This window comes from Actinomycetota bacterium (genome assembly GCA_035765775.1).
In the GTDB taxonomy this organism is placed as follows: Bacteria; Actinomycetota; CADDZG01; order JAHWKV01; family JAOPZY01; genus DASTWV01.
This window is the reverse complement of record DASTWV010000043.1, coordinates 205,896-226,771: the sequence shown is the minus strand read 5'-3', so window position 1 is coordinate 226,771 and position 20,876 is coordinate 205,896. Positions and strand designations below refer to the sequence as shown.

18 protein-coding genes are annotated in these 20,876 nt (G+C 71.4%); 6 read left to right on the top strand and 12 right to left on the bottom strand.

Annotated elements, in window-relative coordinates; translation table 11 throughout:
* Positions 1 to 49: 49 nt before the first annotated feature.
* On the bottom strand, positions 50 to 2,257 hold the full coding sequence (locus VFW71_10450; GenBank protein HEU5003181.1) for an SEC-C domain-containing protein: 2,208 nt from the start codon (positions 2,255 to 2,257) through the stop codon (positions 50 to 52).
* Positions 2,258 to 2,374: 117 nt separating this feature from the next.
* Between VFW71_10450 and VFW71_10445 the strand changes: the two genes are divergently transcribed.
* On the top strand, positions 2,375 to 3,139 hold the full coding sequence (locus tag VFW71_10445; protein HEU5003180.1) for an electron transfer flavoprotein subunit beta/FixA family protein: 765 nt from the start codon (positions 2,375 to 2,377) through the stop codon (positions 3,137 to 3,139).
* Positions 3,136 to 4,095, top strand: coding sequence for an electron transfer flavoprotein subunit alpha/FixB family protein (locus VFW71_10440; GenBank protein ID HEU5003179.1), 960 nt, complete (start codon positions 3,136 to 3,138; stop codon positions 4,093 to 4,095). Before VFW71_10445 ends, VFW71_10440 begins: the two co-directional genes overlap by 4 nt.
* Positions 4,096 to 4,108: 13 nt before the next feature.
* Here the strand turns inward: VFW71_10440 and VFW71_10435 are convergent, their stop codons facing one another.
* From VFW71_10435 to VFW71_10400, 8 genes are all read right to left on the bottom strand, one after another.
* The gene (locus VFW71_10435) at positions 4,109 to 5,665 is read right to left on the bottom strand and encodes a hypothetical protein (protein HEU5003178.1); all 1,557 of its coding nucleotides are present in this window, start codon (positions 5,663 to 5,665) and stop codon (positions 4,109 to 4,111) included.
* The gene (locus tag VFW71_10430) at positions 5,662 to 6,114 is read right to left on the bottom strand and encodes a DUF3291 domain-containing protein (GenBank protein ID HEU5003177.1); all 453 of its coding nucleotides are present in this window, start codon (positions 6,112 to 6,114) and stop codon (positions 5,662 to 5,664) included. The genes VFW71_10435 and VFW71_10430 overlap by 4 nt, the downstream gene beginning before the upstream one ends.
* Positions 6,111 to 8,654: an FtsX-like permease family protein gene (locus tag VFW71_10425; protein HEU5003176.1), complete on the bottom strand. Its 2,544-nt coding sequence runs from the start codon at positions 8,652 to 8,654 to the stop codon at positions 6,111 to 6,113. Before VFW71_10425 ends, VFW71_10430 begins: the two co-directional genes overlap by 4 nt.
* 6 nt (positions 8,655 to 8,660) lie before the next feature.
* Positions 8,661 to 9,380, bottom strand: a complete 720-nt coding sequence (locus VFW71_10420) for an ABC transporter ATP-binding protein (protein HEU5003175.1) — start codon at positions 9,378 to 9,380, stop codon at positions 8,661 to 8,663.
* A gap of 1,176 nt (positions 9,381 to 10,556) precedes the next feature.
* The gene (locus VFW71_10415; protein HEU5003174.1) at positions 10,557 to 11,033 is read right to left on the bottom strand and encodes a methylated-DNA--[protein]-cysteine S-methyltransferase; all 477 of its coding nucleotides are present in this window, start codon (positions 11,031 to 11,033) and stop codon (positions 10,557 to 10,559) included.
* The gene (locus VFW71_10410; GenBank protein HEU5003173.1) at positions 11,024 to 12,514 is read right to left on the bottom strand and encodes an AlkA N-terminal domain-containing protein; all 1,491 of its coding nucleotides are present in this window, start codon (positions 12,512 to 12,514) and stop codon (positions 11,024 to 11,026) included. Before VFW71_10410 ends, VFW71_10415 begins: the two co-directional genes overlap by 10 nt.
* Positions 12,515 to 12,716: 202 nt before the next feature.
* A complete protein-coding gene (locus VFW71_10405; GenBank protein ID HEU5003172.1) occupies positions 12,717 to 12,974 on the bottom strand; it encodes a hypothetical protein in 258 nt (85 codons plus the stop codon).
* Between the two features lie 38 nt (positions 12,975 to 13,012).
* The gene (locus tag VFW71_10400; GenBank protein HEU5003171.1) at positions 13,013 to 13,582 is read right to left on the bottom strand and encodes a hypothetical protein; all 570 of its coding nucleotides are present in this window, start codon (positions 13,580 to 13,582) and stop codon (positions 13,013 to 13,015) included.
* Positions 13,583 to 13,820: 238 nt separating this feature from the next.
* Between VFW71_10400 and VFW71_10395 the strand changes: the two genes are divergently transcribed.
* Genes VFW71_10395 through VFW71_10380 form a run of 4 tightly spaced genes read left to right on the top strand, consistent with a single transcriptional unit; the run spans position 13,821 to position 16,126 of the window.
* A complete protein-coding gene (locus VFW71_10395) occupies positions 13,821 to 14,162 on the top strand; it encodes a YciI family protein (GenBank protein ID HEU5003170.1) in 342 nt (113 codons plus the stop codon).
* Positions 14,163 to 14,189: 27 nt separating this feature from the next.
* Positions 14,190 to 14,534, top strand: coding sequence for a hypothetical protein (locus VFW71_10390; GenBank protein ID HEU5003169.1), 345 nt, complete (start codon positions 14,190 to 14,192; stop codon positions 14,532 to 14,534).
* Positions 14,531 to 15,778, top strand: a complete 1,248-nt coding sequence (locus tag VFW71_10385) for a sigma-70 family RNA polymerase sigma factor (protein ID HEU5003168.1) — start codon at positions 14,531 to 14,533, stop codon at positions 15,776 to 15,778. Before VFW71_10390 ends, VFW71_10385 begins: the two co-directional genes overlap by 4 nt.
* A 15-nt stretch (positions 15,779 to 15,793) precedes the next feature.
* Positions 15,794 to 16,126 (top strand): SRPBCC family protein, encoded by a 333-nt coding sequence (locus VFW71_10380; GenBank protein ID HEU5003167.1) that lies wholly within the window; start codon positions 15,794 to 15,796, stop codon positions 16,124 to 16,126.
* Positions 16,127 to 16,326: 200 nt separating this feature from the next.
* Here VFW71_10380 and glgX read toward each other — a convergent pair whose 3' ends face one another.
* From glgX to VFW71_10365, 3 genes are read right to left on the bottom strand one after another with little or no spacing between them, the layout of a single operon-like run.
* Positions 16,327 to 18,450: a glycogen debranching protein GlgX gene (gene glgX / locus VFW71_10375; GenBank protein HEU5003166.1), complete on the bottom strand. Its 2,124-nt coding sequence runs from the start codon at positions 18,448 to 18,450 to the stop codon at positions 16,327 to 16,329.
* A 13-nt stretch (positions 18,451 to 18,463) separates the two neighbouring features.
* Positions 18,464 to 19,711, bottom strand: a complete 1,248-nt coding sequence (locus VFW71_10370; protein HEU5003165.1) for a cupin domain-containing protein — start codon at positions 19,709 to 19,711, stop codon at positions 18,464 to 18,466.
* 13 nt (positions 19,712 to 19,724) lie between these two features.
* Entirely contained in the window at positions 19,725 to 20,867 is a 1,143-nt protein-coding gene (locus tag VFW71_10365; protein HEU5003164.1) for a cupin domain-containing protein, read from the bottom strand.
* Between the last annotated feature and the right edge of the window lie 9 nt (positions 20,868 to 20,876).

The following is a 20,876-nucleotide window of genomic DNA, read 5'->3' as shown; positions in this document are numbered from 1 at the left end:
CGGAGGGCAGGAGTCTCCTCTACGTCGTTCGTGCACGTTTCACTCCGGCCTAGTCAGCTTCCTCCTCGCCCGCCCCGGCCGTGTGGCCCCCCGCCCTGCCCACCAGGGAGAGCCGGCAGATCAGGAGGCCGTCTGCCTCCTCGCACGCCAGCAGCACCAGGGGGAGGAGCTCTTCGGAGACGGGGAACGGCGGGCCCGCGAACACGGTGCCTTCGCCGTCGGGCACCACCCGCGCGCACAGCATCTCGCCAGCCGTGGCACCGGCGCTGTCGCCAGCGCCTCTGACGCTCAGGCGCTGGCCGGAGCGCACGTCCTCGAGGTCGAGGCGCCCCCCCGGGTCGGTGCCCGTGACCTTGTAGACGGTCCGCCCGGACAGGGCCCATACGGCTGCCAGGCGGGCTTCGTCCTCCGGCAGGAGCGGCCCCCGGGCGGCGACGAACCGGGCCCACCACCCCCCCTCGTGCAGGAGCACATCGATGGTGAGGGGGTCCTGCGCCGCTCGGCGGACCGCCTCGGCGTCCTCGGGGTCCTGGGCAATCGCTTCGCCGTACCGGAGGAGGTCACGGAAGAACGCCTCACCGCTCCTGGTCGCGTACATCCAGGCCTTCTCGTACAGCCAGGGCACCCGCTCCGCCAGCGGAGCCAGGAGCGGCCGGCCGAGATGGCACGCCTTGAACTTGCGGCCCGAGCCGCACCAGCACGGATCGTTGCGGCCCAGCTGGGGCGCGCCGGCCCGGGCGAAGCCCTCGACGACGGCCAGGTCCTCGGTGGGCAACGGGTCCAGACGCCGCCAGTAGGCGGCGGCCTCGGCAGCGTTGCCCCGGTCGGAGGCGTACCAACCGGCCCATTCCAGCGCCAGCGGCCACTGCGCCGGCGCCGACACCGATTGCCGGACGTAGGCTTCGCCGGCCAGCACGTCGCCGCGGGCCTCGGCCATGGCCGCTGCCACCCACGCTGCCACGGCAATCTGCTCGGGCCGGCGGGCGGCACGCAGCAGGGCCTCGGCGAACTCGGTCCGGGCGGGTTCGGCATCCGGGTCGACCCAGCTCCCCAGTTGGGTGGTGACGAACAGTGCCCGCTCCGGGTCGGCGAGGTCATCCAACACCCGGCGAAGTTTCTCCGGTGTCCGGTCCGGCCGCTCCACGCAATCAAAGGCGCGCAGCAGCGCCTGGACGTCGTCCTGCTCCTCGAACTCGTCCATGACCTCGCCCATCCAGCCCACCAACCGGGCGTCCCGCCACTGGTTGGGATGATCGGCGGCCAGGTTGTCCCGCACCCCGAGGCCGGCCGCCCGGCACAGCTCGGTGAGCGGGAGCCTGGGGTGGGCAAAGGTCTCGTGGTCCTCGACGATCAGTGTCAGGCAGATGCGCTGCAACGGTACCGGGAGGCCGAACCGGGCCAGCTCGGCGTCGAAGGCCGCCCGCACCCGGGCGACCAGGGCCGGGTCCCCGGCGGGTTCGTCGACTCGAGCGCAGGTTGGGGAGCTCTGCTCCGGGCGGAGCGCGACCAGCTCACCAGGCGAGAAATCCGCCAGCCAACCTTCCGGCCCGTGGAGATGCTCGGCGCCGTCCACCTCCACGAAGGAGTAGCCCTCATCCACCAACTCCAGGCCGGCAAGGTCACTGACGGCGAGCACATCGCCGGCCAGCTCCGCGGCGGTGAGGCGGTGGGTCAGTACCGAGCCCTTGATGGCTTCCCGGGCCAACAGAATTCGGTCCCCTGCGAGGCTCTCGAGCTGGCCCCCGGCCACCAGGTCGTTGATGACGCCGGCCAGTGCGTGTCTGGTCAGGGTGTCGTCGCTCCCCCGTCCCAGGCGGAGCAGAGCCTGGTTGACGCAGCTCGCCTCGGCCATGCCGTACCTGGTCTGCATCAGGGTCGCTCGCACTGCGGCGACGAGTTGCAGCACTTCGGGTACCGGCAGGGAGGCGAGGGACGCCACATAGGCGCCGACGTCGAGGTCCCGCTCCTCCACGGCGGCGGCCTCGGTGGCGAGCTCCAGCGCACCGCAGAGCTCATCCAGAACGTCCTCCGGCTCCATGCCCGCCGCCAGCAGGCGCTGGGCGGTGGCCCACACCTCTGGCGGATCCTCGGCGTCAACCTGGGTGGCGATGACCGCGAGCCACGGCTGCGTCTCCTCGTCCCACTCCGCAGGCGACTCGGCTAAGAGCTTCTCCCGGTCACCCGGGACGTCCGGGTCCAGCCCGTCGTCGGGATCGAAGTCCGACCCGAAGAGGAACCGGGCCTTGGCGATGTCCATGGCACGACCATACCGAGGGGCTGTGCCAGAAAGGCGCTGATTCCCACGGCCCCGCGAAGAAAGTTGGAATCTGAAATTGGGCGCGGTAGGTTCAGGGCCGCAGTGTCAGGGGGGTCCGTGGACAGCATCGTCGTGCTGCAGCAGGTGCCGGATGCCCGGGCCGGCCTGCCCGTGGCACCCGAGGGCCGCGACCTCGACCGCGATCGCCTCCAGTGGGTGACCAACCCCTTCGACGAGTTCGCCCTCGAGGAGGCCCTCCTGCTGCGGGAGGACCTCGGCGGCACCGTCATCGCCGTCGCCCTGGATGCGCCGGGTGCGGACGAGGCGCTCTACCGGGCCCTCGCCCTGGGTGCCACCGGCGCCGTTCTGCTGACCGGGCTCAGTCCGGGCTGGGTGAGCGGGCGCTCCCGGGCCGAGGCGCTCGCCGCCTGGATCCGCACCCAGGCCTACGACCTGGTCCTGTCCGGGGTCCAGGCGCCCGACGACCTCGACGGCCAGCTCCCCGTGCTCCTTGCCGGTCTCCTGGGCCACCCGCACGCCTCGGTGATCGTGGAAGTCGAGGCCGACGGCACCCGCTTGATCGTCACCCAGGAACACAGCGGCGGCCGGCTGGCCCGCCTCGCCCTGACCCCGCCCGCCGTGCTCGGCATCCAGTCGTCGCTGCGGGATCCCCGCTACGTCTCCGAGATGCGCATCCGCCTCGCCTCCATGGGGGGCGGGGTCCAGCGGGTGGCCGCGACCCCAGGCGCCCTGAGCGGCGCCGTGCCCCGCCACCTGGCGCCACCCCCGGCGGCCCGGCGGGCGGAGATGCTGGAGGGGGACGCGGCCGAGGTGGCCGCCGCCCTCGTCGGGCTCCTGCGCGCCCGGGGGCTGCTCGCATGAGCCGCCCGGTCCTGGTTCTGGCCGAGGCCGCCGGGGAGACCTTCCCGGACGCCTGCTTCGAGTTGCTCGGCCGCGCCCGGGAGCTGGCCGGGGGCGGCACGGTGACCGCCCTGGCCATCGGCCCCGGGCCGGATCCGGCAGCCCTGCCCGCCGACCTCGTCCTGACCGCCGATGGGCCCGGCCTGGAGCGCTACAACCCGGAGGCCTGGCTGGCGGTCCTGGAGGCGGCGGCCACCGCCCGGGAGCCGGACCTGGTCCTGCTGGCCAACACCACCGCCGGGATGGACCTGGGCGGGGTGCTGGCGGTGCGCTCAGGCAGGCCGCTGGTGGTCTCGGTGGTCGACCTGCACCCCGAGGGCGACGATCTCGTGGCGGTGAGCCAGCTCTTCGGCGGTCGCCTGGCGGCCGAGGTTGTCCTGGCGGGGGGCCGGGGGATCTGCGCCGTCGTCCCGGGCTCGTTCCCCATGCCGCCGGCGGGGTCCGCCGCCGGGACCGCAGCCAGCGTCGAGGACCTCCCCCTCCCGGCGGCGCTCGGGAGCCTCCGCACCGAGGCGCTCGAGGTCCCCCCAGGCGAGTCGGAGGACGTCGACATCACCAAGGCGCCGCTGCTGGTCTCGGTCGGCCGCGGGCTGCAGTCGGCCGACAACGTCCCTTTGGCCACCGACGTGGCCACCGCCCTCGGCGCGGCGCTCGCCGGCACCTCGCAGGTGTGCGACCTCGGCTGGCTGCCCCGCACCCGCCACGTCGGCAAGTCGGGGGTCAAGGTCCGGCCCCGGGCCTACCTCGCCTTCGGCATCTCGGGGGCGCCCGAGCACCTGGAGGGCGTCCGGGCCTCGGAGCTCATCGTGGCCTGCACCACCGACGCGGAGGCCCCGTTCTTCCTGGCGGCCGACTACGGCACCACGGTGGACGCCGTCGAGCTCCTGCGGGCACTCCTGGAGGCCCTGGGCACCTGAAGGCGGGGCCCCGTCAGCCGATGACCGCCGAGATCAGGGCTGGAGCGCCGGGCGATGGTGCCATCACAAAGGTCTCGTGCAGCCCGGGGGACGGCGCCCGTACCACCTGGCCCACTATGGCCGTCCCCTCGGCGGTCCACTGCACCGATCCCGTGACCACCACGCCGAGCCGGGGCGGGTCCTGGGGCCGCAGGGGATTGGGTACCGCCACGACCGTCAGTTTCGTGAGGTGGTAGGTCGGGACCTCGATCAGCCCGCCCTGGGCGATGGTGCGGTCCAGCGCCGCAAGCCAGTCGCCCGTGCCCGCCTCTGCCGCCACCGCCCTGTCCCGGTTCTGCAGGGCCTGGGCTTCCAGGGCGAGGTCGCCGGCGAGTGCCGACGCCAGCTGCTGCGCCAGCGCCGGCGGCACGCCCCCGACCACCTTGCCCACCGACGGGTCGATGCCCACCGAGGGCGGGAGGGCCGGCGGCGAGACGGTGATGTGCCGGGGCGCCATCGCCTGGGCCGGCACCGCGGCGGCGGTGGGCCGCGCCGGGAGCCCGGCCACCACCAGGCCGGCAACCGCCAGCACCACCCCGCCGGTCGCCAAGGGCGCCAGGCGCCGCCCCCACGCCCGGCCGAACCGGGACACCGCAGCATCGATGAACGGGCGCCCGGCGCACGCCACCGCCAGCGCCCCCAGGACGCCGAGCTTGGTCCAGAACTCGGTGCCCGCCGGGGCGACCGCCAGCGCCGCCAGCAGCCCGACCAGCGCCCCGAAGGCCACCCGGCTCGCCCGGCCCTCGGGGGCGGTCTTGGGGTCGGTGATCATGAAGAACAGGAAGACGAGGATCTCGGGCGACAGCGCCAGCGACCACCAGTACGAGCCGCCGCACACCGGGCCGAGGTGCCACCGGGCCGTCATGCAGTGGCCGGTGGCCGCCGTGACGCCGGTCAGCACCGCGAAGACCACCCAGAACGCCACGGCGGTGCCCACCATCCGCACCCGGGCCACGAGGGTCAGCCCCCCGGCGACGATGACCACCATCGTGAGCGCCAGGCCGGGCGACATCGGCCCCCACCACAGGTCCTGGGGGTTCACCACCCGGGTGCCGAACAGCAGGAACACGCAGACCAGCCCGAAGTTGGACGGGTTGAAAATGTGGCCGCCCCGGCCGCGGAGCACATATTTCGACCCGAGCGACAGGGTGCCTGCCAGGGCGAAGTACCCCGCCCCCTGCAGGCTCCACCACTGCCCGTGCCCGGTCCCGGTGGCCCGCAGCAGGAGGGCCACGCCGTTGCCGGTGAGGAGGGCCGAGGCGGGCCACAGGAGCACCTGTCGCCGCACCAGCGTGATGCCCACCTCGAGCGCGGCGCACGTCAGGATGGTCACCAGGATCTGGGCGATGGAGAGCTGGAAGCCCAGCACAGCCTGGCCCAGCACCTGCAGGCTGACGATGACCGCGGCGACATGCAGCCGGGGGTCGCGCCACGACGGCCCGACCACCGGGATCGCCCGCTGCCCGATGCGCAGCACCCACCCGGAGGGCGTCCCCACCGGAGGGGGCGGAGCCAGCTCGCCGGCCCTCACGGCGGCGGCCTCGGGCTGCGGAAGGTGAAGGCGTACGGGCTGGACCGGTGGGTCTGCAGGTGACGCAGGCGCTCCCCGGCTTCCTCCAGGGTGGGCAGCGTCCCCGCCGGGATCCACCAGAGCACCTGGTGCGCCTCCCGCATGCGGTCGAACCACTCCCGGCGCCGCCCGAGAGCCCGGGCATGGGCGCTGGCCGCCTCGCTGCCGTAGGTGAAGTCGCGCAGGGCGGCAATCGACTCCCAGACCGACAGGTTGACCAGCAGGTGGGGATCCCCCAGCAGCCCGACGGTGTGCCGGGTGCCGTCGGTGTGGCGCCAGACAAAGCCGGGCGCGGCGTCGGCCAGGGCGTTGATCCCGTCCAACAGCTCCATGAACCCGGCCAACTGCGGTGAGTCCAACGGCCCCTTCAGCCGTGCCACGTTGAGCTGAGCGAGCCAGGACCGGGTCACACCGTGGTGATCGCCCTCAGCACGTCGAGGCGGGAGGCCCGGATCGCCGGGAGGATGGCGGCGAGGATGCCGCCCAGGATCGCCCCGATGATCACTGTGATGAGGGTGGAGATCGGGAAGGCCACCTGCGTGATCGGCGACCCGCTCTGGCCCGCGACGGTCTCCACGATGGCCACGCCGATCCCAACGCCCACGACGATGCCCAGGACCGCCCCGATGAGGGTGATGATCACCGCCTCGCCCCGGATCATGCCCCGCACCTGGGGACGGAACATGCCCACCGCCCGCATGAGCCCGATCTCCCGGGTCCGCTCGAAGACCGACAGCGCCAGGGTGTTGAGGATGCCGAACAGGGCAATGATGATCGAGAGGAACAGCAGGGCGTAGACGAAGTTGAGGCTGCCCTTCACCTGCTTCTCCTGGTCGGCGTTGAACTCGGCGCCCGTTTGGATCTTGAGGTTCGGGAAGCCCGCCAGGGCTTTTTTGATTCGGCTCTGGAAGGCGGGGGAGGGCGACGATGCCTTCACCAGGAGCACGACGTCGCGCAGCGTGTTGGTGTTGGCGGCCAGCAGCGAGGATTCCAGCACGTAGTGGCCCAGCAGGAAGTTGTCCCGGTAGATCCCGCCCACGATCGCCGACTTCGCTCCGGTGGTGGCAAAGGTCATCACCAGGGTGTCGCCGAGGTGAACGTGGTCGTTGGTGGCCGTGGTCTGGTCGACCAGAAGCTTGCCCTCGGCCAGGGCCTTGACCGAGCCCGACACCATCTGGACATTGAAGACCTTGGGGCCCTGCACGGCGTCCAGGCCACCGACGGCTTCGTCTGCCCCCTTCAGATGGAACTCCAGGCTCTGGAACCCGCTGGCGGCGGCGATGCCGGGCAGTTGGTGCAGGGCGACCTGCACCGGCAGATCGGCGAAGTCTTCGTTGGTCGACGAGATGACGTAGCTCGCCTGGAAACTCTTGTCGAAGATGCCGGTGAACGAGGCGACGGCGGATGTCACCAGGGTGGCGATGGCGGTCACGACCGCGACGCCGATCATCAGCGCCGAGGCGGTGGCCGCGGTCCGCCGAGGGTTGCGGGCGGCGTTCTCCTTGCCGATCCGGCCCTTGACTCCCTGCAGCAGAGGCAGCGGTAGCCCCAGGAACCGGGCCAGCGGTCCGGCGAACAGGGGCACCAGCATGGCAACGCCGATGAAGGTGACCGCGGCTCCCGCCCCGGCGACCTGGATGGTCTTGGTCCCGAACAGCCCCGCTGCCAGCAGGCCGAGACCCACGGCCAGCACCACCCCGCCGATGGTCGCCCGCCGCCGCAGGGGGGCTTCGACCACCGTGACGTCATCGCGCATGGCCGCCACCGGGGGGACCCGGGCGGCGCGCAGGGCGGGGATCAGCGCGGAGACCGATGTGATGACCGTCCCGACCACCAGGGACAGCACCACGATCCAGGGCGTGATCTGCAGGCTGGTGGCGCTGAGGCTGAGGAACGACTTCACCAGGTGGTAGAAGACATAGGCCAGCACGATGCCCACCCCCAGGCCGACCGCCGAGCCGAACAGGCCGGTGAGGATGGCCTCCCCCAGGACCGATGCCACCACCTGGCCCCGGCCTGCCCCCACTGCCCGCAGCAGGGCCAGCTCCCGGGTGCGCTGGCCCACCAGGATGGTGAAGGTGTTGAAGATCAGGAATGCCCCGACGAACAGCGAGATGAAGGCGAAGGCCAGGAGGAAGTCGTTGAAGATGCTGACGAATGAGTTCACCGCGTCGGCGTTCTGCTTCGCCACTGCCGCCGCGCTGACCGCCTCGAAATGGGGCGGCAGCTTCCTCCCGATGGCGCTGACCAGCTGCTCGACGGTGTTCCCCGGCGTGGACGCCACGTCGATCTCGGTGAAGAAGCCAGGCTGGCCGATGATCCTCTGCGCCGTGGCGGTGTCGAAGGCCACGATGGTGGCCCCGGCCACGGTGTCCTGCGTACCGAAGCCCATGACGCCGACGACGGTGTAGGACTGCGGGCCGAGGTTCCCCGTCACCGTCACCCGGGACCCCCTGGTCAGATGCTTCGCCGTGGCCGTCTTCTGGTCGATGACCACCTCACCGGCGCGCTGCGGTGGCCGGCCCGTGCGCAGGCTGAGCAGGGAGAGGACATGGTCGGGCTCCCAGGCGAAGCCGAGGGTGGGGAAGTGGCCCGCCACGGACTTGCCGTCCTTGCCCACCACGGTGACCGTGCCCTGCACGGCGCCGTCGGCCACCTCCACCCCGGGGACCGACTGGACGAGGGTGAGGAGCGACTCGGGGACCAGTGGCCGGGTGTTGCCGCCAAAGCCCTGACCCTGGTTGTTCTGGTTGCCGAAGGACGAGATGCCCCGGACGATCACCGCCTTGCCCGCCTGGCTCTGGCTGAAGATCGACGTGAGGCTCTTTTTGATGCTCCCGGTCAGCACCAGCGTCCCGGCCATGAAGGCCACGCCGAGGACCACGGCCAGCGCGGTCAGGGCCAGGCGCAGCTTGTGCGCGAGGAGCGCCTTGATGGTGGCCTTCAGCACCCCGGGTCAGCCCCCGAGCGTCTTCATCTGGTCCAGCACCCGCTCGGCTGTGGGCTCGAACATCTCGCTCACAGCGAGGCCGTCCACCAGGAATATGGCCCGGTCGGCGTAGCCGGCGGCCACCGGGTCGTGGGTCACCATGACCACGGTCTGGCCGAGGTCCTGCACGCTGGCCTTGAGGATGCTGAGGACCTCAGCGCCCGCCCGGGTGTCCAGGTTGCCGGTGGGCTCGTCGGCGAAGATGATCTCCGGCCGGGTCACCAGCGCCCGGGCCACCGCCACCCGCTGCTGCTGGCCGCCTGAGAGCTCGTCGGGCTTGTGGCCGAGCCGGTCCCGGATCCGCAGGGTGTCGATCACCGAGTCGATCCACGCCTTGTCCCGCTTGGCCCGGGCGAGGTCGAGGGGCAGGGTGATGTTCTCGATGGCCGTCAGCGTCGGCACCAGGTTGTAGGTCTGGAAGACGAAGCCGACCCGGTCCCGGCGGAGCTGGGTGAGGGCCTTGTCGGTCAGCCGGTCAAGCTGCACGCCCCCGATGAGCACCGTCCCGCTACTCAGGCGGTCCAGGCCGGCCAGGCAGTGCATCAGCGTGGACTTGCCCGACCCCGAGGGCCCCATGATGGCGGTGAAGCGGCCGCGGGCGAAGCTGAGCGAGATGCCGCCCAAGGCGCGCACCGCGGTGTCGCCGCTGCCGTAGATCTTTACTGCGTCAATGATCTGGGCGGCCATCGCCGGGTCGATCTGGAACTGCGGTGGCGCCGGCTCGGCGGCTTGCTGCCCGGCCTGATCGACCCCGGGTTCGGCGGCGGAGGGCGGGAGCGGGGTGGGAGCCCCGAACTGGGGGCCGGCCTCGACGGCGGGCTGGAGCGGCCCCGCCAGGGTCCCGAGGCTGCTGGCCGGGGCCTCAGGGCGCCGCCGGCGGCTGGGCAGGGGTTCCACCCAGGGCTCGGGCGGTTCCGGGGCCGCGACCGGTTCCAGGGGTGGCGGTTCGCCAGTTGGCGCGGCGGGCTCGGGCGGGGCCAGAGCGAGATCCGGCGGGGCCAGAGCGGGATCCGGCGGGGCCAGAGCGGGATCCGGAAGGGCTGGGGGCCGGGCTGCCCACGCTTCATCGGGCCACGCCTCAGCGCTCGGCAGGGCGGCTGCGCTCGGGGCGGGGCCGAGCGGGCTCTCCGGGGTCCACGGCAGGGGCTCGGGGGCCGGGGGGACAGGGTCGGGCTCTGGCCGGGGCGGGGCCGGTTCAGGCACTGGCACGGGCACAGGTTCGGGCACAGGTTCGGGCACAGGTTCGGATACCGGTGCTGCGGCGGTGCCCAGACTCGAAGCGAAGCGCCGGCGCGGCGGTCGATCGCCGCCACCGACCGGGGGCGGAGCCGGGGTCGTCTCAGCGGCGACCGGCGGGGGAGCGGGGAGGCGTTCGGGTTCCGGTTCCGGCTCGGCGAGGGATCCGGGCTCCGGGGCGTGCAGAAGTGGCGGTGGCGGGGTGACTGGCGGCGGAGTCAGCGCCGGGGGAGCGGCGGGCGCTGCAACTGGGCCGGGGGTCGGGGCCTCTGCCTTGTGGCGCCGCCCGAAGAGGGACCACTTGGCTTTCCTGGGTTTCGGCTCCGGTGCCGGGGGAGGGGGCGCCGGGGTGGACACGTCCACGCTCACCCCGCTGCTCCCCGGGGGGGCCATGCCGTCCCCGGCCGGCGTCCATGGGGCGGCAGCCTCGGCGGGCGCAGTCTCCGTCGGTGCCGGAGCGGGGGTGCCGAACGAACTGACCCGGGCCGGCTGCACTGGCCCAGCCGGCGCCGCCTGGGCCGCGGGGGACGGCTCCTCCGGGGGTTCGGGGGGAGGCGGGGGGCCGAACGAGCTCGCGGGCCTCTGGGGCGTCACGCCCGCGATCCTAGCCTTGGGGCCGGAGCTCCGTCAGGATCCCGCCCCCACCCGGCGCTCGTGCTCCAGGAGCGCCTGCTTCACGTCCAGGCCACCGCCGAAACCGGTCAGTGCCCCGCTGGCCCCGATCACCCGGTGGCAGGGGAGGACGATGGGCACCGGGTTGCGCCCGTTGGCGGCCCCGATCGCCCGGGCCGCCGTCGGCCGGCCCACCCGCCGGGCTTGTTCCCCGTAGCTGATCGTCTCGCCGAACGGGATGGTGGCCAGGGCCAGCCAGGCCTTCTGCTGGAAGGCGGTACCGCGTAGATCGATGGGGAAGTCAAAGGAAGTCCGGTCGCCTGCGAAATATTGCCGGAGCTGCGCTGCGGCCTCGTCCAGGACGGCACCGGCGGGCTCGTCCGAGGCGCCGGTGGGGGGCGGCTGGCCATCGAACAGGATCTGCTGCACGCCGGCCGCCCCGGCCACCACGGTCAGCAGCCCGATCGGGGTCTGCACCTGGGTCATCGCCATGTTGCCTCCTCCTTTTCCTCGTCAAAAGCCTTGTCCAGCACCGTCCACAAATAGTGGGTCGCATAGCTGCGCCACGGCCGCCACCCCTCGGCCCGGTGCTCGGGGTCGTCGATGCCCGCACGCACCGCCGCCCGCCGTAGCCCGAGATCGCTGGCCGGGAAGGCATCCGGGTCCCGCAAGGCACGCAGCGCGATGACCTCGGCGGTCCACGGCCCGACGCCCGGGATGGCCAGCAGCGCCCGGCGGGCTTCGGCCCGGTCGGCGCCGGGGTCCAGGATCAGCTCGCCGTCCGCCAGGCGCCGGGCAAGGTCGGTGACCGTGGCGGCCCGGGTGCCGGTCAGGCCGAGCGCCCGGAGGGCTGCCGGCCCGGCCTCGGCCAGCGTCGCAGGGCTCGGGAACGCGTGGGTGAGCGGGCCATCGGCACCGTCGAGAGGCTTCCCGAAGGCGGCCACCAGGCGGCCGGCGATGGTCCGGGCGGCCCCCAGGGAGATCTGCTGGCCGATCACCACCCGGATGGCCATCTCGGCCTCGTCCGCCGCCCCGGGGGCTCGCAGCCCCGGGCGCCTCCGCACCAGCGGCGCCAGGACGGGGTCGGCCGCCAGCGCCTCGCCGTAGGTGCCCGGGTCGGCGTCCAGGTCCAGCAGGCGCCGGCACCGGGCGACGGCGGCAGGGAGGTCGGCGACGGACCCGAGTTGGAAGGCGGCCGACACATGGTCGGGCGCTGGCCGCAGCGCCACTGTGCCCGGCCCGCCGGGTAGTTGCAGGACCCGGCGGTACCCGCCCGGGCCGACTGACTCCATGCCGGGTACCGCCCGGGCGGCGAACCAGGCGAGCAGGGCCTGCCCGTCGAAGGGGGGCCGCAGCGGGAGGCGCAGCACAAGGCGTCCCGCCGGCGCCGGCCGACCCTTGCGGGCCCCGGCCCGCAGCTCGGTCGGGGTGGCGGCGAATACCGATCGGATGGTGTCGTTGAACTGGCGGATGCTCGGGAACCCGGCCCCGAAGGCGATCTCGGCGAAGGCCAGGTCGGTGGTCTCGATCAGCACCCGGGCGGTCTGCGCCCGGTGGGAGCGGGCCACCGCCAGAGCCGGGGCTCCCACTGCCTCCACGAGGGTCCGGTGCAGCTGCCGCTCGCTCACCGCCAGGTGGGTGGCAAGGCCGGCGACCCCAACCCGGTCCACCATGCCGTCGGCGATCAGGCGGATCGCCCGGCCCGCCAGGTCGGTTCGGGTGTCCCACTCCGGCGAGCCGGGTACCGCGTCGGGCCGGCAGCGCTTGCAGGCCCGGAACCCGGCCAGCTGGGCCGCCGCCGAGGTCTTGTAGAACGCCACGTTGGCCGCCTTGGGGCGCACGGGGGCCGGGCAGCTGGGCCGGCAGTAGATGCCGGTGGTGGTGACCCCGACGATGAACCAGCCGTCGAAGCGGGCGTCGCGGCTGGCCACGGCCCGGTAGCACTGGTCGAAATCGAGGCCGGAGAACGTCATGGCACCCATGGTGCCCGACCCGAGCGGGCTGTGGCTAGTAGAAATCGGACAGCCGTATGGCCGGCCCTGGGCCACCTCACCCGTTCTCGTGACGTTCAACTACCCCTGCGGTAGTTAGGCGTCACAAGAAAGCGCTCAGCCGCCTAGGCTCTGTACGTCACAGTCCAGTGCAGCTCGTCGCTCAGCAGGCGAGCCATGTTGGCTACGGTTCGTACGTGACCGTCCACTGCAGCTCGTCGCTCAGCAGCCTAGCCAGTTCGAAGCCCTCAGAAACGATGTCCTCGTCGGAGAGGTCCCGACCTGTGTCATGCAACGCGTCTTCGTTCCAAGCCCTGAGCCGCGCCCGCAGCGAGGGACCCAACTCCAACTCATGCCACTCGACCCGGTGCCCCGGGGTCCACAGGGGGGAGCCCGGCCCGTAGTCGGGAAACAGGCGAGCCTTGATCTTCTGATCGAGCATTTCCATAATCGTACCCCGGAAGGTTCGCCCGGGCTGGGTCAGAAGCCTTCCACTTTTTGAAAAGCAGTCTTGACGCCTAGCGGCTTGAAGTCCTTGTAAGGGCGCATATCCACAACCACGGTCGTTGTTATGCGAATACGGGTGCCTAGAATCCTAAGTTCCACACAAAGAATATAAAGATCATTATGTGTATCATTCAGGTCTGGGTAGATGCCGCTGGGCATGGTGATGGCTCTCCTTAGCCAGTAATTCATCACAGCCGGATCAGCCCATTCCTTGCCAAAGCCCAGATGTCCCTTTGCCACGTGTGCCAGCCCGAAGTTCTCCCATCCGTCGCCCCAGGCGCCCGCCGTGTTGCGGTCTCGGCCCACCCGCATGGCAATGACGCCGCCCCGGGGGTCCGCGACAGTCCAGAGCACGGCAAAGGGATCCGGGGTTCCTGCCCCGGTCCCCCTGGTTGGCACCCGAAGGGCCGGCTTCGTCGCTGCGGCCACCGCGGAGGTCGCCGGGAGTGCCAGAGCGAGCATGATCAAAAGCGTGAACAGCCCTACGAGCCGTCTACGCCTGTCGTCAACTCCTTTAGAGATACAGTCATCTTCTGCGCTCATCAACCATAATATATATGAACGGGCAAGGACGCAACGAAGAGCATGTGTAGAGATGTTGGCTGGTCAGAGCCCATGTCTAGAGAACCGGCGGCGTCCTATCCCAACGGCGAGATGACCACCCCGAGCGGACCAGTTGCCCTCCAGGACCGGAGCGCCGAGGAGATGTCGATCTGGGCTGGAGTCCGGTGTCGTACAGGGTGACAATCGACCCCGAGCCACGAAACCGGGAGGTTCCGCCATGGACTACCTGTACCTGATCTGGGAGGGCGGCCAGGACGCCGAGACCGCCGACCGTGCCGACGTCATGCGCGACATGCTGGCCTGGACCGCCGGGCTGGTGGCCCAGGGGAACCTGCGGGGCGGCGCCCCGCTGCAGGCAGGCGGCCAGGCCAGGTCGGTCAAGCGCCGGGGCGGTGCGGCCAGCGTGATCGACGGCCCCTACGCCGAGACCAAGGAGGTCATCGGCGGGTTCTGCCTGGTGGACGCGGCCTCCATGGAGGAGGCGGTGGCCATTGCCGAAGGGTGCCCGGCTGCCCGCTACGGCGCCGTCGAGATCCGGGAAATCCTGCCGCTGCAGTAGGGGCGGCCAACGGCGGAGGCGAGGTGCATGCGGGCGGTGCTGCTGCTGGCGGGCGACGGCGGGCGCTCGGCGTCGGCCGGCGAGCTGGGCGGCCGCACCGGGCGGCTGGCGGCCTGGGTGGAGGGGCTGCGGGCCTCGGGCACCCTCCTGGGGGGCGGGCACATCGACGGCCCGGTCCTCACCGTGCGCACGGCCGGGGGCGCGCCTGCGGTGATCAGCCTGCCGGGCGCCACGTCGGGCGAGGTGCACGCCTGGCTGCTGGTGTCGGTGCCCGACATGGAGGCGGCCGTGGGGCTCGCCCGATCCTGCCCCGAGTCCCGCTTCGCCGATGTCCGGGTCCTGCCCGTCGATGCTGCCGGGAGCTTCCCGTGAGCGAGACCGCCGACGCCCTGCAGGAGTGCTTCCGCACCGAATGGCCGGTGCTGATGGGCGCCGTGGCCCGGATGGTGGGCGACCTCCACGCCGCCGAGGAGATCGTCCAGGACGCCATGGTCAGTGCCCTCGGCCGGTGGCCCTTCACCGGCGTCCCCGATCGGCCCGGGGCCTGGCTGATGACCGCGGCCCGCAACCGGGCGCGCAACTACCTCCGGGATGCCGCCCGCCAGCGAACCCGCCTCAATGCGGTACCTCCGTTGCCGGAGGGGGACCTCGAGGAGCCTCCGGCCATCGAGGACGACCGCCTCCGGCTCATGTTCGTCAGTTGCCATCCCCTCCTCGGCCCCGACGCCCAGGCCGCACTCACCCTCCGGTGGGTGGCCGGCCTCTCGACCCGCCAGATCGCCCGGGGGTTCCTGCAGCCCGAGGCGACCGTGGCGCAGCGCATCGTGCGGGCGAAGCGCACGCTGGCGGAGTCGGGCGCCGGCTTCGCTGTGCCCGCGCCCGGAGAGTGGGCCGAGCGCCTCCCCGGCGTGCTGCGGGTGGTGTACCTGATCTTCAACGAGGGCCATACCGCGGGCGAGGGTGACGACCTCACCCGGCCCGACCTGTGCGACGAGGCGCTGCGTCTGGGTCGTCTGCTGGCAGAACTGGTCCCGGCGGAGCCTGAGGTCCACGGCCTGCTGGCGCTCATGGCCTACACCGCATCCCGCCTCCCCGCCCGCACCGACAGCCAAGGCGACATCGTGGTCCTCGCCGACCAGGACCGCTCCCGCTGGGACCGGGCACTGATCCAGGCCGGCGACGGAGCCCTGCGCCGGGCCGAGGCCCTCGCCGGTGCCGAGCGGGGGCCCCTGACCTTGCAGGGCGCGATTGCCGGCATCCACGCCCGGGCGCCTTCCTGGGAGGCCACCGACTGGGCAGCCCTCGTGGCGCTGTACGACCGCCTGAGCGAGACCGCGCCCTCGGACGTCGTGGCCCTGAACCGGGCGGTCGCCGTCGCCATGGCGTCGGGTCCCCGCGCCGCCCTGCCGGCCCTGGACGACCTCGTCGACGCAGGGAGCCTGGGGCACTACCACCTGCTGTGGGCCACCCGGGCCGACCTCCTGCGCCGGGCCGGGCGCCCGGGGGAGGCCATCGCCGACTACGACCGGGCACTGCAGCTGGTGCACAACGTTGCCGAGGAGCGGTTCCTCGCTGCCCGCCGGGCGCAATGCGCCGCGGAGGCGGGGATCGCCTGAGAGGGAGGACAGAGCATGCCGCACGCCGAGAACACCGTCACCATCGACGCTCCCATTGCCACCGTCTTCGGCTTCCTGGCCGACGGCGCCAACAACCCTCGCTGGCGCCCCGGCGTCCTGGACATCACCCCGCCCGCCGGCGGGCCGGCCGTGGGCGCCACCTATGCCCAGGGGATCAAAGGCCCCCGGGGCAAGCGCATCGCCGGCGACTACCGGATCACCACCATGGAGGCGCCCAGCAGGCTCGCCTTCGCCGTGGTGGCGGGCCCTGCCCGGCCGACGGGCACCTTCGACCTCTCGGAGCCAGAACCCGGCAAGACCTCGGTGCGCTTCGCCCTGGACCTGTAGGCGAAGGGGATGATGAAGCTCATGGGCGGGATGATCCGCAAGACGATGGACGCCGAGGTGGCCTGCCTGGCGAACCTGAAGTCGGTCTTGGAGGGCGGCGAGGGCGGCGGGGGCGGCGCCTAAAAGTTCTGGGGACTGTTTGCCGTCATTTTCACCGAAAATAGTCCCCAGAATTTACGACGAAACCCAGCCGCGTACCCTCAGCTCGCCTTGCGCAGCACCACCATGCTGCGCGGTGCCACCGTCAGGCCCGCCCCGGCCGCCAGGACCGGCGCCGGGGCCGGCGGGGCGCCGGTGGCCTGCGTCGTGTCGAGGACCGGCGTCCAGGTGTTGCCCCGGGCGGCCGGCGGCAGGGTGAAGCCCGCCGGGTTCCACGAGGCGTTGAACAGCACCAGGAACGTGTCGTCGGTCAGCACCGTGCCGTGGGCGTCGGTGTCCACCAGGGCCGCCCCGTTCAGCCACATGCCCAGCGCCAGCGACCCCGAGTTCCACTGGCCGGGCGTCATCGGCGTGCCGTCCAGCCAGATCCAGTCGATGTCGTCGCCGTGCCCGCCGGGCGGCTGCTGGCCCAGGAAGAACGTGCGCCGCCGGAAGACCGGGTGGGCACGGCGCAGGCCGATGGCCAGCTTGGTGAAGGCGAGCAGGTCCGAGCGCTCCTGGCCGAGGCCCTGGGAGCCGCCCCAGTCGTACCAGGTGAGGGCGTTGTCCTGGCAGTAGGCGTTGTTGTTGCCCTGCTGGGTGCGGCCGATCTCGTCGCCCCCGCACAGCATCGGCACCCCCTGGGACACCATGAGCGTGGCGAGGAAGTTGCGCCGCTGCTGGGCCCGAAGCGCCACCACCGCAGCGTCGCTGGTCGGTCCCTCGGCCCCGCAGTTCCACGACCGGTTGTCGTCGGTGCCGTCGGTGTTGTTGGCCCCGTTGGCCTGGTTGTGCTTGCCGCCGTAGGAGACCAGGTCGGCGAGGGTGAAGCCGTCGTGGCAGGTGACGTAGTTGATCGACGACTCGGGCGAGAGGTCCGGGGCCGGGAAGACGTCAGCCGACCCTGCCAGGCGGGAGGCCAGGGTGCCGATCGGAGCTGCGGCCCGCCACCAGTCCCGGATGGTGCCCCGGTACTGGTCGTTCCACTGCGACCACATCGCCGGGAACTGGCCCAGGAAGTAGCCGCCGGTGGCGTCCCACGGCTCGGCGATCAGCTTGACCTCCGACAGCACCGGGTCCTGGTACACCAGGTCGAGGAATGCCGACGCCCGGTCGATGCTGGTCTCCTGCCGGGCAAGGACGGCGGCCAGGTCGAAGCGGAAGCCGTCCACGTGCATCTCGGTGACCCAGTAGCGCAGGCTCGACAGCATCAGGCGCAGGGCTTCGGGCTGGCCGGCGTCCACGGTGTTGCCCGTGCCGCTGTAATCCACATAGGTCGAACGGTCCCCGGGTGCCAGCCGGTAGTAGGTCGGGTTGTCGAGCCCCCGGAAGGCCAGCATCGGCCCGTCGGCGTTGCCCTCGCCGGTGTGGTTGTAGACCACGTCGAGGATCACCTCGAGGCCGGCGGCGTGCAGGGCCTTCACCATCGACTTGAACTCGGTCACCTGCTGGCCCCGGGTCCCGGCGGACGAGTAGGCCCCGTGCGGGGCAAAGTAGCCGATGCTCATGTAGCCCCAGTACTCGGTGAGGCCCATCGACAACAGCGTCGGCTCGGGGGCGAACTGGTGCACCGGCATCAGCTCGACCGCGGTCACCCCCAGCGAGGTGAGGTGGGCGACCATCGGGGCCGACGCCAGCCCGGCGTACGTGCCTTGCAGGGCAGTCGGCACCTGAGGGTGCTGCTTCGAAAAGCCCCGCACGTGGGTCTCGTAGATGACCGAGTCCCCGAGGGCGTAGCCGGGGGGCTTGTCGGCACCCCAGTCGAAAGCCGGGTCGATGACCACCGACCTCGGCACGTGGGGGGCAGACTCCCGGGTATCGGCGGTGAAGCGGTCGTTGGGGGCGTGCGCCACCACCGCCTGGTCCCCGTCGTAGGCGCCGTCCATCGCCTTCGCCCAGGGATCGACCAGCAACTTGTGCTCGTTTGCCCATACCCCGCCCTGCGGGTACCACGGACCGGTCAGCCGGTAGCCGTAGCGCTGCCCGGCGGCGATCCCGGGGACGTAGGCGTGCCAGACGTCGCCGGTGCGGTGGTCCACCGGCAGCTGGGTCTCGGTGCCGTCGTCGGCGAACAGGCACAGCACCACCTCGCCCTTGGCCGCCGAGGCCGAGTACACCGCAAAGTTGGCACCCGACCCGTCGAGCGTGGCGCCCATCGGCGAGGGCCTGCCGGGATACACGTCCATAGGAAGCTAGACCCTAGTCGTAGCCGCCGAACATGAACAGGGACAGGTTCTCGTCACTCGGGTTGATGAGGGCATGCAGGTTGCCGCCCTTCAGCATGGCGAAGTGGCCGGCGCGCAGCGTGCGGATCTCCATGCACCGCTCCCGGGCGTCCATCTTGCACCAGTCGCCCACCACCATGAACCCGTCGCCGTCCATCATCAGGAAGACCTCCTGGTTGTCCCGGTGGCGGTGCAGGCCGATGCCGCAGTCGGGCAGGACGATGTGGAGGTCCATGTACTCCACCGCCAGGAAGGGCTCCACGTCGCCGTTGTGGCCCTTGTGGCCGAAGGCGTCGAAGTTCCACGGCATCAGGGTGCGGTCCATCGTGTGGCTGCCGGCGTAGCGCCCGTAGTTGGACAGCAGGTTGCGGTACTCCAGGAACCCCACCCCACCGTGCGGGTTGGGGCTGATGCCCACGCCCAGGTAGTTGTCCCAGCCCCGCACGATCATGTTGAACTGGTAGGTGTAGTTGGCCCCGTTGTTGTTGTCCCACACCGTCCCGCCGCTGTCGGAGAAGGCCACCACCACGGTGAGCGGCAGGATGGGGTGCATCGTGTGGTTGGGCGCCACCTGGGTGACGTACTGGCCGTCCAGCCCGTCCCGGTTGAAGTCCGACGCCGCCCCCTGAACGATGTCGGTGCGCACCACCAGCTCGCCGCTGGTCAGGGCGGCCTTCCCGCGGGCGTCCAGCTGGTCGGCCAGGTCGTTGCCTGGGTACCCCCAGATCTCCACCTCGTAGCGGTCGCTGGCCTCGTTGTAGGGCAGGGTCAGGGTCTGGAAGGCGGCGCTGCCCACCTGCACGCTGCAGCGGATGCTGGCGCCCAGGGCATGGCCCGACTTCTGCGAGAGCAGCGAGTCCGGCCCGCCCCGGTAGGAGAGGCGCAGGAACGGCCCGCTCCAGTCCGCGGTGGCCGCCAGACCGCGCACCAGGAAGGTGTCGGTGGTGTGGAAGTCGTCCACATTCTGCTTCTGGAAGTCGGTCTTGTTGTCCTGCTGGGTGGGGTCCAGGATGTCGTGGTCGCCGCCCGACGGGCCGTACAGGGTGAGGTCGGAGATGGGGAACAGGAACTGGGTCTGCTCACTCAGGTAGACCTCCCGGGAGGCGGCCAGCTGTACCTGCTCCATCAACCGCAGCAGCTTGAGCAGCGGGTTGTGGGCGTTGTACGCGGGCGTCGTCCCGGGCGGGACGTTGATGACGACGTCGGTGTGCAGGATCTCCACGCGGTCCCCGATTTCAGGCGGTGTGGTACAGGAAGGCGACGAACTTCAGCGGTTCGGTGCCCGGGTTGCGGATGCCGTGGATGCCGCCGCTCTTGGTGAAGATCACCTTGCCCGGCGACACGGGCACCTCCTTGCACGGCTGCGGCCCCATGCCGTAGATCCAGCGGGTCACCGTGGGCAGGTTCTCGGTGCCGGCCGCCATCCCCTCGCCGACGTAGGCGAAGCCGGTGCCCGAGACGATGTAGTACAGCTCCTCGGTGCCGATGTGCTGGTGGGTGCCCTCGACGACGCCCGGCGGCACGGTCACCTCGTGGAAGAACACCAGGGAACCGCCCAGCTCGCGCTGGAACAGCCAGCGCATCTCGATGATGTTGGTGTCGGCGGCGTCGGGGTTGCCGGCGTCCATCATCGGGTTGCGGTAGCGCACCGGGGCCACCGTGTTGGCGTCCACGACGAACTCCCGCTGGAAGGTCAGCTCGTAGTTGGAGTCGGCGATGGTGTTGGAGGCGTCGCTCGGGTTCTGGGTGGTGGGCGCCTCGTGGGAGCGCAGGTAGTCGTTGTCCCACACGGCGTCGTTCACGCCGATGTGGTAGCCGCGGGGGATCTCGACGTCGTTCTCCCGGAAGGCGAGGTCCACCCGGGTGAGGGACTTGAGATCGGTCAGTGCCGGCAGGAAGGCGGGGATGCAGGTGATGGCGTTCTCGTGGCCCATGAGGTTCATCACCTTGAAGTCGTGCCAGTTGCCCGCCGGCGGCTCCAGGGTCTGCCAGACCTCGGCGTAGTAGGCCCCGATGCGGGGGTCGTAGTGCAGGTGCAGGGTGTCCTCGGCCCCCTTGGAGGCGTCGTCGGGGAGCAGCTTCACCCAGCACATCACCTCGTCTTTCATGTAGCGGTTCTTCTCGCGGATGCCCTCGATCAGGCGCCCGCCCCGGTACTCGACCCGGATGAGGTTGGAGTAGAAGGCGCCGTCCAGGAAAACCTCGCCCTTCATCACGCAGATGTCGAGCGCGTTGCGCACCTCCTGCACGTTGTAGCGGTAGCGGTCGCTCCGGGTCGCCGAGAGCGAGTAGGCGTGGTACACCCGGTCCGGGAAGAAGACCACCTTGAACACGCTGTTCTGGGGGTCCTCGAAGATGTCGTCGAAGCGTGAGTCCATGCGGCTCCC